This is a genomic window from Photobacterium kishitanii (assembly GCF_000613045.3).
GTDB classification, from domain to species: domain Bacteria; phylum Pseudomonadota; class Gammaproteobacteria; order Enterobacterales; family Vibrionaceae; genus Photobacterium; species Photobacterium kishitanii.
Genome location: NZ_LN794352.1, coordinates 1,746,353 through 1,761,164, shown reverse-complemented (window position 1 = coordinate 1,761,164; position 14,812 = coordinate 1,746,353). Strand labels below are relative to the sequence as shown.

Here is a 14,812-nt window from a genome sequence, read left to right as displayed (position 1 = left end):
GGTTAAGGCTATGAAAGTAAATACATTTGTCTTTATGTGGTTACGGCGCTTTAAAACGATGGTGCGTTATCGACTATTAGTGCTTACCTCTGTCCCTATTTTTCTTACGCTATTAGCTTTAATTGGTATAACTTGCTATTGGACGGTGACATATACCTGGCAAAGTGCATTGATGAATGTAAAAGCGGATTTAGCGGTTGCCCACCATAGTATGGTGCTTTTGAAAAAAGAGCAGCGGACGGAATTGCAAGCATTAGCTAATTCTTATGATTTTCAACGGCGATTACGGTTTGATGAAACAACATTACCGCAGTGGGTACATCTGCAAAATCAACAATATCATTTAGACTTTGTGGTGTTACATCCTGTGAGTGATATTGGAATATTTTCAGCGCAAGAGCAAAGATTATTGCGTACAGGGAAAGATCAGACTTTTTTCCAAGTATTAGATCGCAGTGCATTATTTGAGTTAAATCATGATTTACCAGCACGAGCACAATTACCGTTATTAAAAGAAGGCACTATTGAACACAAAGGGCTGGTTAGTCGCAGTTTAGTTCCAATCTTTAATCAGCAAGGTGAGCTTAAATGGATTTTAGATGGCGGGATTTTATTAAATAACAGTACATCGCTGGTGGATCGTATTCGTGATTTGGTTTATGCCGCAGATACATTACCGAAAGGAAGTCTGGGGACGGTAACATTGTTTATGGGGGATGTGCGTATTAGCACCAATGTTCCGTTAGACAGTGCTAATCTTATCGGTCGTGCTGTGGGTACACGAGTTTCTGAAGATGTGCGGCAAACAGTTTTACAGCAAGGGCAAACCTTTGTTGATCGCGCTTTTGTTTATGATAGTTGGTATGTGTCAGCTTATGAGCCTTTACATGCGAATGATGGCAAAGTTATTGGCATGCTTTATACCGGTTACTTGCAATGGCCATTAATTCATCGTTATTTAACCAATATTATAGAAATGAGTGTCAGCATCTTTCTTGTCTTGTTATTTACGAGCATTATCGTTTACCGAGGTTCCCGTGATTTGTTTTTACCGATTGAGAAAATTTATCAAGTCGCTAAAGCTGTTCAAATGGGGCTAAAACGACGAGTTGGTAAACTAGATTTATGTGATGGGCATGAATTACAGATATTGGGTGAGCAATTTGATTCAATGTTGGATCAATTAGAGCAGCGTAATGGTTTGATTAAACTAGCAGCGATAGAACTAGAAGAAAAAGTCGAACAGCGCACTCAAAGTTTACATCAAAAAACGGAAGAGTTAGAACGTCATATTCGATTATTGCATCAAGCACGGTCAAAGTTAGTCGCAACGGAAAAGTTAGCCGCATTAGGTGAGTTAACGGCTGGTATTGCTCATGAAATTAATAATCCAATCGCAGTAATTTTAGGCAATATTGAATTAATTCAGTTGGAGTTAGGCGACAATACTGCCGAAGTTCAAGAAGAGCTGACTGCTATTCATTTACAAATTGATCGTATTCGGAATATTACTCGTAGTTTACTGCAATATAGCCGTCAAGGCGGAGTACAAGATGAAGTGACATGGCACCACTTAAACTTAATTGTTGAAGAGAGCCTCACATTGGTACGTTCTGGCACTAAAAAAATGGATATTCAGTTTGAAGTCAACCTTGCCGCTAAATGCAGTGTTGAAGTTAATCGCCATCAATTATTACAAGTGCTGGTTAATTTACAGATGAATGGTATCCATGCGATGGATGACAAAGGGGTATTAAAAATAACCACCGATGATTGGCTTGATGAAAATGGAGAACTACGTGGTGCAATGGTTGCAATTACTGATCATGGTTGCGGTATTTCAGAACAAAACATGAAACGCATCTTTGATCCTTTTTTCACTACTCGTCGTTCAGGTACAGGGCTCGGTTTATCAGTCAGCCAAAGTATTATCGCTAATGCTGGTGGAGAAATGACAGTTGAATCAGTCGAAGGTCAAGGCTCAACGTTTATTGTCTATCTCAAGCATAAAAAAGAATGCCCTAGTGAGCTAGATCTTCAGGTGACAGCGTAACATAAAAAAATACTCGTTATAACAAAAGCCCCTTGGTAATCGCATGTTCATTGCAATTACCAAGGGGCTTTTTGTCACTTTTGTTTAGTTATTGTAATACAACGAGTTGTTACATCAGAGATAAGCCAATAATAAGAAACAGTGACGCGGAAAGGGATATTCGGCTAATAAGGCCTAATGAAGAAGGGGTGATCATTTCTGTATGCTGCATAAGCAATCCTTTTATTTTAAGAATATTTAAAGCATAGTTTATAGATCAATATCATACTGTTTTAATGTTTACTATTGAGATAGAAAACGCGATGGAAGAATCGCGATCATCTTTAATAACATCAATGATCGCGATATTAGGTTGTAGTTTGTTAGATAAATTTCATTTCAGTCCATGGTTCTGATGGGCGACTTAATAAATAGCCAGATTGCCAGCCCCATTGCTGGTGGGCTTTAATAAAGGCTTTAGCATCAAATGGTGCACCGTTGGCACGACCAAAGCGGGCACTGATAGTTAAATTCTTAATATCATTGCTGTTAGCGACTTTACCGTCAACAGAGCCTGCTGGTGTGAATGGTACGTTCCATACTGCCGCTGGATCAGATACATAAGGTTGCGAATCTTTGTCGTATTCAGCACAGATATTACGTGATGATGCATCAATCTTATTAAGGTAGACGTCGTAGGTATCACCTAGCATTTTTTGACCAACAGCAACGTCAATTTTACCGTTGTATTTATGCATCAATTGGATCCAACGTAAACGACGCGCACCTTCTTGTTGACGAATATCGTTGTAGTCAACATCAGAACCTTCAATATAACGTAGACGAGGATCGACAGAGACATTTTCGCCAGTGAAGTAACCAGATTTTAGTTCATTGAAGTATTGGTAGACACGACCTTGACCAAATTTAGCAATGTGGTTGTTATTAATATCACCAATTAACCATGTATTGGCGTAGCCGCCGTTGTTGCCTTTTTCTTCAAGTTTGATCCAGCTATCAATATTATTGGCATATTGGCTTGCTTCACGGACACGGATAAACTCAGGAATGCCACCAGCTTTCCAATCCATAACATTTGCCAATGTGGTTTCAACAACCGCTAGACCTGCACCTGTTTCCCAGAAGTCAGTACCAGATTCAATCATCCCCGGTGCTGTTTGGAAGGCCATTTTGTAGCCTTTGTCTGGTGTTATATCAAGAATGACGTTAGAAAATTGACCAGACCAGAAATCATTAAAGGTTTCATGACCAATTACGATACCTTTATTATCAGTAGCTTTACCTGTTGCGATAAAAGCACTGCAATTACCTTTAGCGCCTTCAATATTGGCGCTGTTTTTACTTAGCTCAATATTGTTCGAGTCCATTTCCGCTTTAGTATATGGGGCTGGGAATGCGGATGCGTTAATTAAACCAGGATCAACCCACTTGGTATAATTATGCATCCCCACTGAAGGCCACCAGTAGCCAGTAAGCTCGATCATGTCGTTCCAAGTAATGATGTCAGCTAGAGTGACATGCAAGCCTGCCGCATTTAGGCCTTTTGCAATACCTTCCATTTCTTGGCGAAGTTCAGCTGGGATCTTATCTTTAGTTTGCTCTAATGCGGCTTTTTGCCATGAGCTGTAAGGGACACCTGTTGTTAGGTAGGTCATGCTCCAGCTATCTTTCCACGCTAATTTAAAATCAGGCGCGATGAGGTAGCCATATTGGAAGCCACGATCAAAAGCATTACCTTTAATCCCGACATGCCACCAGCCATTTTTTTTCTCTAATTTGGCTTGATCAACGATTTGTTGTTGCTCAGCGGTTAGTTTTGTTTTGTACAGTTCACCAGTAACAGGGGCGGTGATTTGGGCTAATAACGCTTTAGGCGGATATTGGGTTAGGTTTTGCGAGTGTGTTGTTGCGTTGGCATAACTAACAGAAGCAAGAGAAATAATACAAGCGAGTAGTGTTTTTTTGCCAAGATGATGTTTCAAAGGCTTATTCATAATAAGTATGTTGATTGAGGTAAATGAGTGGCGTTAATCATCCTCCTTTTTCTCTATGCAACAAGAGACAGCTAGCTTGTGATTATTTTATAAAATGTAAACATATGATGCCATTTTTTATATAACTCTTACAGGTTGAAAATACAAAAAATAATGTTAATTTATAATGATAACCAAATGATTTAGTTACGAATAGTGGTTTAATTGAGATGTAAGGTTGCTAAATATTGAGCCGTTAAATAATGGGTAACGGTAACGGTAACGGTAACGGTAACGGTAACGGTAACGGTAACGGTAACGGTAACGGTAATGGTAACGGTAATGGTTTAATGGGAGCGACGTACTTATCTCTGTGAAAATTTCCACAAAAAAGCCAGCACCTTGAATGCTGGCTTTTTTGGTTATGAACTAACACCAATAGTTATTTTGTTAATTCTTTCAACTTTTGCTGTTGGTAGTATTTAGCGTCAGCAGTAATGGCTTTGCTTTTACCTGTTTGTAGCCATTGCTTAATGCGGCCAGCATCACCGATTGGTGTTAGCTTACCTTGTGAATCAAGCATGACCATTAGGATCTTTTTGCCATCAATAGTGGTAACCATCGCTAAACAACGACCCGCTTCATCAAGGAAACCTGTTTTACTTAAATTTACGTCCCATTTTTTACCTCGCACAAGCGCGTTAGTATTGGTGTAGCCTAATTTATAACGAGGATGCGTAAAGTAAGCAGTATGCACTGCACCATTAGTGCTGTACTTACGAATTTCAGGGTATTTGTAAGCCGCACGTACCATCTTAGCAACATCAGATGCTGTTGATTGATTTTTAGGGTTTAGGCCTGAACTGTCAACGAAGTGTGTGTGTGTCATTCCCAGAGCTTTTGCTTTAGCGTTCATTGCACGAATAAATGCGTTGTAGCCACCAGGGTAGTTAGCTGCAAGGGCAGCAGCTGCTAAATTTTCAGATGACATTAATGCAATGTGCATTGTTTCGCCACGGCTTAACTCAGAACCAACACGAACACGAGAATATGTATTGTACATATGCTCTCTATCCGTTTTAGTGAAAGTGATTTTTTGGTTAAGCGGAAGTTTGGCATCTAATGTCACCATTGCGGTCATTAGCTTTGTCAGTGAAGCAATTGGCATCACGACATTGGAATTTTTTCGGTAAAGTGTTTTTCCTGAGCTTAAATCGATAACATAATTACTTACCGAAGCCGTCTGAAGATTACTTGGGTTAAGTTTGCTGGTGTTGATACTTGCGAAAGAAGAAAAACTGATACTTGCAAGTGTAAAAAATAAAATTAAAGCGTTGCGCACAATGGCTCCTTGGAATCCCATTTAGAGAGGGGAATAGTTATCTTATTATTGTCTTCCTTTCAATTGTATTTAAGCAAGTCATGTTTGTGTTAATCCATTTAGAATTGTTTATAAAACCAGCAGTCAAACCAATGTCACTAATTAAACATTATTCAAAAAAATAATTGCTTAGAATATTAATTCTAAAAGTGATTTTGAAGCATTAAATGACTGTTAAAAGTCGGTCGAATTAGCATTACAAATTTTAGGATAGTATTTAAGCTGGAATATTTTATTGATGATTGCTATTTTTAATTTATTTTTGTGATTATTGTTTTTTAGATGGCTTTTTATGGTGGTGATATCTTGCTCTTTTACTGTTAATGCTTGCATTAAGGCCATCAGCTGATGACCTTTGCAGGAAGTACTAAAATCAATTAGCGCTCCATACTTGTTGCCCTGTACGCGTAAAATTATAGCCGCCCAATTGATCACCATGAGCTTGAATTTCACCTTGGGTTAATGATTGTAATAACTGTTGTTGTAAGGTGCGGAAGTAAATATTTTTAGGTATGACAAGTTCAAAGGCTTCAGTACAGAGGGGGATAAATCCCAACCCAAATTCTCCAGCAGTACTTTGACTGGCACAGCCTATATCTGCTTGTCCTCTCGCAATCGCAGAGGCCAACTCTCGTTCACTGTTGCAGCAATCGACTTGATTTAGCATTGTCATATCATAGCCATGACCATGAATCCATTCTTCTAAAGCTCGCATACTACCAGCGCCTTGTTGACGCAATGCCCAGCGCCAACGAGGTGATAATAATTCATGACGTTGAATAGAACGACTATTAACGGCTTCAGCAATGATAGGGCTAACTACCAGCCCTTGTTTTCGCTCAAAAGCATGGACTAAGACCCAGTTTTTATGGCCTGGATATTGTTGTAGTAATGCAGGATGACGTAAGCTAGCTTCCTCAACATTCCCCCAATGAATAGCGCAAATATCAACGTGGCCTTTACTTAACATTGCTAACCCTTGACGTGTACCTGTTGAGGTATAGCCAACCAATGCAGTACTGCCAAGTTGATTGGCCATTTTACCGACAACACACTGTAATAGAGGATCATCAGAGCCCGCAATCAGTAAGCGATCGGTTAGCACACCGTTATGACAAGATTCTAATAACCATTTATCGAGCATTGCTTTAGGAAATAACCATTTCCCTGTGACTTTAGTGGCGGGTAGTAAACCTTCATTGGCTAAGGCGTATACTTTCTTCTCATTAAGATCGAGATATTCAGCGACTAACTTGGCGTTCATGAATTCAGGAAAGTTAGCCATTAGTCTTGATTCCTTTCAATAGCGTTACCTTTAACATCAAGTTCAATGTTGTTGCTACCGTTATAGATTTGAAAGCGTAGCCCTTTAGCACGCGCAATCATGGTAATACCTAATTTTTTAGCCAGATCGTAGCCCATTTGAGTCGCGCCAGAGCGAGAAAGTAACACTGGAATCCCCATTTGAGCCACTTTGATAACCATTTCAGAGGTTAAGCGACCTGTCGTGTAGAAAATTTTATCGTCACCGGTTTGTTGCTGTAACCACATTTCACCCGCCAAGGTATCGACGGCATTATGACGACCTACATCTTCTACAAACGATAATATTTCGGTGCCTTTACATACGGCACACCCATGTACCGCACCCGCGGCTTTATAAGTTTCATTGTGATGGGTTAATGCTTCAAGGAGCCCATATAACATCGATTGTTTAATTTGCGGTTGCGGTAGCGTAATACCTTCGAGTTTTTTCATGACATTGCCATACATGGTGCCTTGCCCACAGCCAGAGGTGACGGTTTTCTTTTCTAATTGCTGAGCAAGGTTCTCTGTATTTTCTTTGGTAATAACAACTGCGGCATTGGTTTGCCAATCAATCATCACCGATTCAATAGCACTAAGATCATTAATAAAGCCTTGGTTTTTTAAATAACCTAATACTAATGCTGAGGGGCGTTCACCTAAGGTCATTAAGGTGACGACTTCAACCCAATTAAGGTAAACCGTTAAGGGGTGCTCACAAGCAATCTCTTTTGTTTGTTGGTCGCCATATTCATCAACAATTTCTACTGACATAGTTTGCTGCACTGTTGCTTGTGTTTTTATTATTTTAGGCAATGTCGCCATCTGAAATTCCTGCGTAATAAGTTTATATACATCTAAGAAGGCATATAGGAACTAAAACCTAAGCAAGGACTGTTCCACTATTATCTAAATAAAACCAATACGCAGTTAATTAATAAAAACAAATAAAAATGCGTATATTTCATGTGGTTTTTTGTTGTTGGTCTAATATTTGCTTATATCTAATAAGTAGCGAAATAACGCTTATCATTAAAAGTTATGAAATAACAACATAAAGGCAGAGCAAAATCTGTCAGTAGGAGTAGATGTGCCAAAACAAGCAGAATTAGAATTAAAGAAAAATGAACATGTTTGGCCTATTAATTTTCGCCTACAAGCAGAAGAACGCCAAGTAGGTCGTTGGACAACATATGCATGGACGATTGAAGATATTTGTTTGTATGAAGAAGATCTTATCTCTGCGGTGGAAGTAGCAACTATAGGCGCAGGTAACTATATGATGCCTTTAGAACTTTTCCGTGATGAACGCATGGAGTATCGATTTAATCTTAATTCGCAAAGCCCGCATTTATTCTTTATTTGTGCTGAAGAAAATGAGCAATTAAAACCTGTTTTAGTGACCGCCGCGCAAGGTGTTGCTGCTCGTTATATGGATGGTGATTATGTTGTTTTACACATAGAAATTCCATTAGCGGTTCAAGCATGGATGGAAGCGTTTTTAGGTCGTCATGGCGAATTATTTGAATTTAAACGTAAACGTGGCGGCGATAAGAAAAAAGGACGCTCAAGTGGCAACTAATTTTTTTCAACGTTGGTCGAATCGTAAGTTAACTCCGAGTGAAAAAACAGAGTCGACTATTACGGATACTGAAGCCGTTGATGATTCGATAATCTTTGAATCTGAGCATATTGAGACTCCCGAGAATATAACAATTGATGAGGTAACGAATCCTAATAGTAAACACCCATCATCAGTTGATTCATCAACGATTCCATCAAGTTCTGTAGCAGAAGAACCGATTATTGAATTGACGATTGATGATGCAGATAAAGTGACTTATGAATCTGGTGTTGCGTCATTTATGCAACAACAAGTGACTAAATCTGTTAAGAAAGCGGCTTTGAGGAAATTGTTTCATTCTGAAGAGTTTAATTATATCAGTGACATGGATGATAGTACTGAAGATTTTAGCAATATGCAGGGTTTGGCACCAGAGATCGCATCACAAATGCGTGGTTGGATAAATACTGCAACAGAGACAGCAACAGAACAATTGAAAAACGATGGAATATCAGCATTAACATCGACATCCTCACCAACACTTGATGCTGTCGATCCTATTGCTGGTGGTTCTACGCATTCAGCAGTTACTGATTCCGAGTTAAATACCGGCGGTGACAATATCGTTGCTGCAACAACAGATCATTCGACAGTAACTCATACTGCTATAGAGAGTAATGATACAGAGGATGATTTGTTAGTTAATAACCTCGAAGCTATTAATCCTGATGATGATGCACTCCCTACGGCAGATTTATCGTTAACACCAATTATTAATGGTCACGAGCATAAGTCATAACACAAAAAATAGAATAGTTAGTTAGCCATTAATACTATTCGTAAAAATACACTGGGACAAAAAGGGAATACGACCAAAATCATAAAGAGAGACAATTTGGCGCGTTAGTTCGCTACAGGTAAGACAAAATGTCTCATTGCTCAATAGCAAAATATGATCGTTATGATTTTAGTTCCTTTTAGGTCATTTTATTCCGTGAAAAGTTGGATCGGTTATTGCTCTATTAGAGAGTAGAAGAAAAATTATTATCTTCCAACGACACTGATTAGCGGTAGTGAGCATACAGGAATAACAATGTTAAAAAGTACATTAAATGCATTTACTGATACTAATGGTGTAGCACGAGCTACGGCTATTACAGGAACAGTGGAACTTGCCAATCTTATTCCGCCTACAGTGACGTATGAAAGTCGTGGTAATTTATTAATTATTGGTACGGCAGAGCAACTACTTCAACTTGCGGATCAATTTTCAACATTAAACAGTGTGACGTTACTGGCGACTGATTCAAACACATCTCATACCAAAACAGCCCATACGCTGTATTACAGTCAAGCTATTACCGTAAAAGGTTATCTTGGTGCATTTGATGTTTATTGTCGCATAGGACATGAGACCACAGCCGTCGATACTAATTTAGCGAAAATCGCTATTGGTCGTGAATGCTTTGACATTGTGGTTGATATGACGGCAACAGGGGTAATGAATGTTGAAATTCCTGCGGCTGGTTATTATGCGGTGGGTCAACGTTCTGAAGCTCAAGTTTCTGCAAAATTAGCAGCGCTGGTGGATGAACTACCGGCCATGATTGGTACGTTTGATAAACCTAAATATTTTCGCCTTAATCCTGATCTTTGTGCGCATTCATCGAGAAGCATAAAAGGGTGTGATCGTTGTATTGATGCCTGTCCTGCTGGTGCATTAAGTTCAGATGGGGTTGCTATTGCGATTGATCCTTACCTTTGTCAGGGAGTAGGAACATGTGCGACGGCATGTCCAACAGAAGCTATTAGTTATGCCTTACCTGATCCTCAAATTACCCAAAACTTTGTTCATAGTGTTTTAGCGCGTTATAAACAAGAAGGTGGTCAAACGCCAACACTCTTACTTTATGGTGAGCGTGATACCGATGCTGTCGTTCATGCACTTACTGAGCTTCCTTCATGTGTTATTACGCTTGCATTAGAAGAGTTAGCCACGGTAGGTATTGATACTTGGTTTAGTGCTTTAGCTTATGGAGCGCATCAAGTTTTGTTAGCGACGAATACAAAATATATTCCAGCGACCATTGATACTGTATTAACCAATGAATTAACGATTGCGCAAAATTTCTTAACTGAATTAGGTTATGACGCTGATCGCATTTGTTTATTCGATTTTTCTGATAGTGCTCATTTTAAGGGCTATGAATCCATACTTATTACTCCGATTGAAGCCGCACTAACAGGCACTAAGCGTGAAAAACTCTTTACTGTTTTAGAAACCTTAAATCAATCAAGTCCTGCACAACCAACACATTCAGCTGTAACTTCGAATGCTCCTTATGGTTCTGTGACATGTGAAACTGATGATTGTACGTTATGTATGAGTTGTGTATCTGTTTGTCCAACACGTGCTTTGCATGCCATTGGTGATCGTCCGGGATTATTATTTGTAGAACAAGATTGTATTCAATGTGGCATGTGTGAAAAAGCGTGTCCTGAAAAAGTGATTACCCTTGAAGCTGGCTTTAATTGGGATTGGCAAGCACGTAAAGCCGATAAGCTTATTCATGAAGAACCCGCAGCCTGTTGTATTAGTTGTGGAAAGCCTTTTGCCCCTGCATCTATGGTGAAAATGTTGACAGAAAAACTTCAAAGTCATTCACATTTTCAAGGAGAAGCTATTCGTCGTCTATCTATGTGTGAAGATTGTCGTGTTCGCGATATTTTCGAAAAGATGGAACAAGATCCACAAAGTCAGGTAAGGGTATAAGGTCATTATATGGAAAATGCAGCTATGAATTATCACGCTAATCTTGCTGATCAAGACGATTTATTACGTATTGAAATTTATAACATGTTAGCACATTTATGTCGTCAAGCTCCTGAGCAATCGGTGCTTGAATTTCTTGCTAATCTTGATGTGGATACTGCACAAACATTTCAACGTCAAACCATGGCATCAGCTTGGCCTTTATTAAAATTAGCCGCTCAAAAAACGACACTTCTTAGTGTTGAAGAAGAATATCAAGATGTTTTTATTGGTATTGGTCGTGGGGAAGTTATTCCATTTGGTTCATGGTATTTAACCGGATCTTTAATGGAAATGCCTTTGGCTTACTTACGTCAAGACTTAAAGCAACTTGGCTTTGAACGTGCTCAATCTGTCATTGAACCAGAAGATCATATTTCAGCTTTGCTAGAAGTTATGGCAATGCTGGTGGAGGGGGGCAATGAACAGCTTCAACAAACATTCTTTAATCGTCATCTTGCACAATGGTGTGAGAAATTTTGCACGGATTTAAAGGCAGCAAAAAGTGCTGTCTTTTATACCGCGGTTGGTGAATTAGCATGGCAATTTTTAACGATTGAGAAAACCCGTTTCTTAGAATCCCAATAAAAAGATACTCGCTATAATAAAAAATCGACACCTATTAATGAGTGTGGCGATAGAGGAGCAAACGCAATGAGTGAGCAAAAAACAAATAATAGTCGTCGCCAATTATTAAAAAATATTGGTTTGTCTGTTGCTGCGGGCGCTGTCGTTGCTGGAACGACAACGGCTGTTCAAGCATCAACAACTGAGACGGATAAGAAAGATCCTAAAACAAAAAAAGGGTATCACGAAACCCAACATATTCGTGATTACTACAATACCCTATAAGCGGAGCCTTAAATGAAACTAACTAAACGTTCCGATAAAGTGAGCAAGGATGAAAACCAATTAGGTATTTCTCGTCGTTCTTTTATTCGTAATTCTTCTCTTGCCGCTGCTGGTGGCGTTGCTGGTGCGAGCCTTTTTGCTCCGAGTTTTATGCGTAAAGCGGAAGCTTTTCCTGAAGCTGATTACAGTGCACCTAAAGTTGTTAAACGCACAATCTGTTCTCATTGTTCTGTGGGTTGTGGCATCTATGCTGAAACTCAAGATGGTGTGTGGACTCATCAGGAACCTGCTTTTGATCATCCTTTTAATGCTGGTGGGCACTGTGCAAAAGGAGCGGCGTTACGTGAGCATGGTCATGGTGCTAGACGCGTAAAATACCCAATGAAGCTGGTTAATGGTAAGTGGAAAAAACTGAGTTGGGAGCAAGCGTTAGACGAAGTTAGCCAGCAAGTGCTAAAAATTCGTGAAGAGTCTGGCCCTGATTCCGTTTATTTTTTAGGTTCAGCTAAACATAACAACGAACAAGCCTATTTATTCCGTAAAATGGTATCGCTATGGGGCTCGAATAACGTCGATCACCAAGCACGTATTTGTCACTCAACCACGGTTGCAGGTGTAGCAAATACATGGGGTTATGGCGCAATGACCAACTCTTTGAACGATATGCATAACTGTAAGTCGATTCTATTTATTGGTTCTAACCCAGCAGAAGCTCACCCTGTAGCAATGCAACATATTCTGATCGCGAAAGAAACTAACGGTTGTAAAATTGTAGTGGTTGATCCGCGTCGTACTCGTACGGCTGCGAAAGCGGATCATTATGTTTCGTTACGTCCAGGTACAGATGTTGCCTTTGTATGGGGCGTGCTTTACCACATTTTCAATAATGGTTGGGAAGATAAAGAATTTATTCGTCAACGTGTTTACGGCATGGATGAAGTGCGTGAGCAAGTGGCGAAATGGAACCCGAAAGAAGTTGAGCGTGTAACGGGCGCACCGGAAGATCAAGTTTATCAAACAGCGAAAATGTTGTCTGAAAACCGTCCTGGTTGTGTTGTTTGGTGTATGGGTGGTACGCAACATACAACGGGTAATAACAATACTCGCGCTTACTGTATTCTTGAATTAGCTCTTGGCAACATGGGTAAGTCAGGCGGCGGTGCAAATATTTTCCGTGGTCACGATAACGTTCAAGGTGCGACGGACTTTGGGGTGCTATCTGATAATTTACCTGGTTATTATGGTTTATCAGAAGGCGCTTGGAAACACTGGGCTGAAGTGTGGGATATAGATTATTCATGGCTACAAGGCCGTTTTGATCAAAATACCTATAACGGTAAAAAGCCAATGAACAGCGCCGGTATTCCCGTATCACGTTGGATTGATGGTGTTTTAGAAAATAAAGATAAGATTGAACAACGCGATAATATTCGTGCGATGTTCTATTGGGGCCATGCGGTTAACTCACAAACCCGTGGTCCTGAGATGAAAACCGCGATGGAAAAACTGGATATGATGGTTATTGTTGACCCATACCCAGGTGTTGCGGCAGTGATGAATGGTCGTACAGACAATGTATATCTCTTCCCTGCAACCACACAGTTTGAAACTTATGGTTCTGTAACCGCAACTAATCGTTCTATCCAATGGCGTGATCAAGTCATTGAGCCATTGTTTGATTCAAAACCTGATCACGAAATTATGTACCTATTAACCAAGCGTCTTGGTTTCTCTGAGCAATTATTCAAACACATAAAAGTTGAGAATAATCAGCCTAGTATCGAAGACATTACTCGTGAATATAACAAAGGTATGTGGACTATTGGTTATACAGGCCAAAGCCCTGAACGATTGAAAGAACATCAGCAAAACTGGGGTACATTTGATCACACCACACTTGAAGCTATTGGCGGCCCTGCAAATGGTGAAACCTATGGCCTACCGTGGCCATGTTGGGGTACGCCAGAGATGAAGCATCCAGGTACACACATTCTTTATGATACGTCAAAAACAGTAGCAGAAGGTGGTGGTAATTTCCGTGCCCGTTTTGGTGTTGAGCGTAATGGTGAGAGTTTATTGGCTGATGATAGTTATTCATTAGGTTGTGAACTTGAGGATGGCTACCCTGAATTTACCGCTAAAATGCTTAAGCAATTAGGGTGGTGGGATGAGCTGACAGCCACAGAGAAAGCCGCTGCTGAAGGTAAGAATTGGAAAACTGACCTTTCGGGTGGTATTCAGCGTGTGGCTATTAAGCATGGTTGTATTCCATTTGGTAATGCTAAAGCTCGTACTGTGGTATGGACATTCCCTGATGCAGTGCCTATTCACCGTGAACCACTGTACACACCACGTCGTGATCTATTGCCTGAATACCAAACATGGGATGACAGCAAAGCGATGTTCCGTTTACCAACACTTTATAAGTCTATTCAAGAAAAAGATGTATCAAAAGAATATCCAATTATTCTGACTTCTGGTCGTCTTGTGGAATATGAAGGTGGTGGTGAAGAGACACGTTCAAACCCATGGTTAGCTGAATTACAACAAGAGATGTTTGTAGAAATTAACCTCAAAGATGCTAATGACATTGGTATTCGAGACGGTGAAATGGTGTGGGTTGAAGGTGCAGAGAAAGGGCGCATTAAAGTGAAAGCGATGGTAACGCCACGTGTTCGCGAAGGGTTGGCTTTCTTACCATTCCACTTTGGTGGTGAATTTGAAGGTGTTAGTTTACGCGATCGTTACCCTGAAGGTTGTGCGCCTTATGTTTCAGGTGAAGCGGCAAACACTGCAACCACTTATGGTTATGATCCTGTTACCCAAATGCAAGAAACCAAAGTTACTTTGTGTAAAATCACTAAAGCGTAAG

The 14,812-nt window shown here is 40.0% G+C and carries 11 protein-coding genes; 7 read left to right on the top strand and 4 right to left on the bottom strand.

Features of this window, described 5'->3' with window-relative positions; translation table 11 throughout:
- Positions 1–10 precede the first annotated feature (10 nt).
- Entirely contained in the window at positions 11–2,053 is a 2,043-nt protein-coding gene (locus tag PPBDW_RS08315; RefSeq protein WP_036796380.1) for a sensor histidine kinase, read from the top strand.
- A gap of 362 nt (positions 2,054–2,415) precedes the next feature.
- Here PPBDW_RS08315 and PPBDW_RS08310 read toward each other — a convergent pair whose 3' ends face one another.
- From PPBDW_RS08310 to fdhD, 4 genes are all read right to left on the bottom strand, one after another.
- Positions 2,416–4,047, bottom strand: a complete 1,632-nt coding sequence (locus PPBDW_RS08310) for a C45 family autoproteolytic acyltransferase/hydrolase (protein ID WP_107187185.1) — start codon at positions 4,045–4,047, stop codon at positions 2,416–2,418.
- A gap of 421 nt (positions 4,048–4,468) precedes the next feature.
- A complete protein-coding gene (gene pbpG / locus PPBDW_RS08305; RefSeq protein WP_036796377.1) occupies positions 4,469–5,368 on the bottom strand; it encodes a D-alanyl-D-alanine endopeptidase in 900 nt (299 codons plus the stop codon).
- Between the two features lie 412 nt (positions 5,369–5,780).
- Positions 5,781–6,692 (bottom strand): helix-turn-helix transcriptional regulator, encoded by a 912-nt coding sequence (locus tag PPBDW_RS08300; protein WP_036794736.1) that lies wholly within the window; start codon positions 6,690–6,692, stop codon positions 5,781–5,783.
- Positions 6,692–7,537, bottom strand: a complete 846-nt coding sequence (gene fdhD, locus PPBDW_RS08295; RefSeq protein ID WP_036794732.1) for a formate dehydrogenase accessory sulfurtransferase FdhD — start codon at positions 7,535–7,537, stop codon at positions 6,692–6,694. Before fdhD ends, PPBDW_RS08300 begins: the two co-directional genes overlap by 1 nt.
- Positions 7,538–7,802: 265 nt before the next feature.
- On the opposite strand from fdhD, the gene PPBDW_RS08290 reads away from it, so the two are divergent.
- From PPBDW_RS08290 to PPBDW_RS08265, 6 genes are all read left to right on the top strand, one after another.
- Positions 7,803–8,294 carry a DUF3305 domain-containing protein gene (locus PPBDW_RS08290; RefSeq protein ID WP_036794730.1) on the top strand — a complete coding sequence of 164 codons (492 nt, stop codon included), beginning with the start codon at positions 7,803–7,805 and terminating at the stop codon, positions 8,292–8,294.
- Positions 8,284–9,075 carry a DUF3306 domain-containing protein gene (locus tag PPBDW_RS08285; protein ID WP_054262027.1) on the top strand — a complete coding sequence of 264 codons (792 nt, stop codon included), beginning with the start codon at positions 8,284–8,286 and terminating at the stop codon, positions 9,073–9,075. The genes PPBDW_RS08290 and PPBDW_RS08285 overlap by 11 nt, the downstream gene beginning before the upstream one ends.
- A gap of 294 nt (positions 9,076–9,369) precedes the next feature.
- Entirely contained in the window at positions 9,370–11,049 is a 1,680-nt protein-coding gene (locus tag PPBDW_RS08280) for a 4Fe-4S binding protein (protein ID WP_036794728.1), read from the top strand.
- A 9-nt stretch (positions 11,050–11,058) separates the two neighbouring features.
- On the top strand, positions 11,059–11,676 hold the full coding sequence (locus PPBDW_RS08275; protein ID WP_045042031.1) for a TorD/DmsD family molecular chaperone: 618 nt from the start codon (positions 11,059–11,061) through the stop codon (positions 11,674–11,676).
- Between the two features lie 66 nt (positions 11,677–11,742).
- Positions 11,743–11,940, top strand: a complete 198-nt coding sequence (locus tag PPBDW_RS08270; protein WP_036794725.1) for a twin-arginine translocation signal domain-containing protein — start codon at positions 11,743–11,745, stop codon at positions 11,938–11,940.
- A 12-nt stretch (positions 11,941–11,952) separates the two neighbouring features.
- A complete protein-coding gene (locus PPBDW_RS08265; protein ID WP_036794723.1) occupies positions 11,953–14,811 on the top strand; it encodes a formate dehydrogenase subunit alpha in 2,859 nt (952 codons plus the stop codon).
- Position 14,812: the final 1 nt, after the last annotated feature.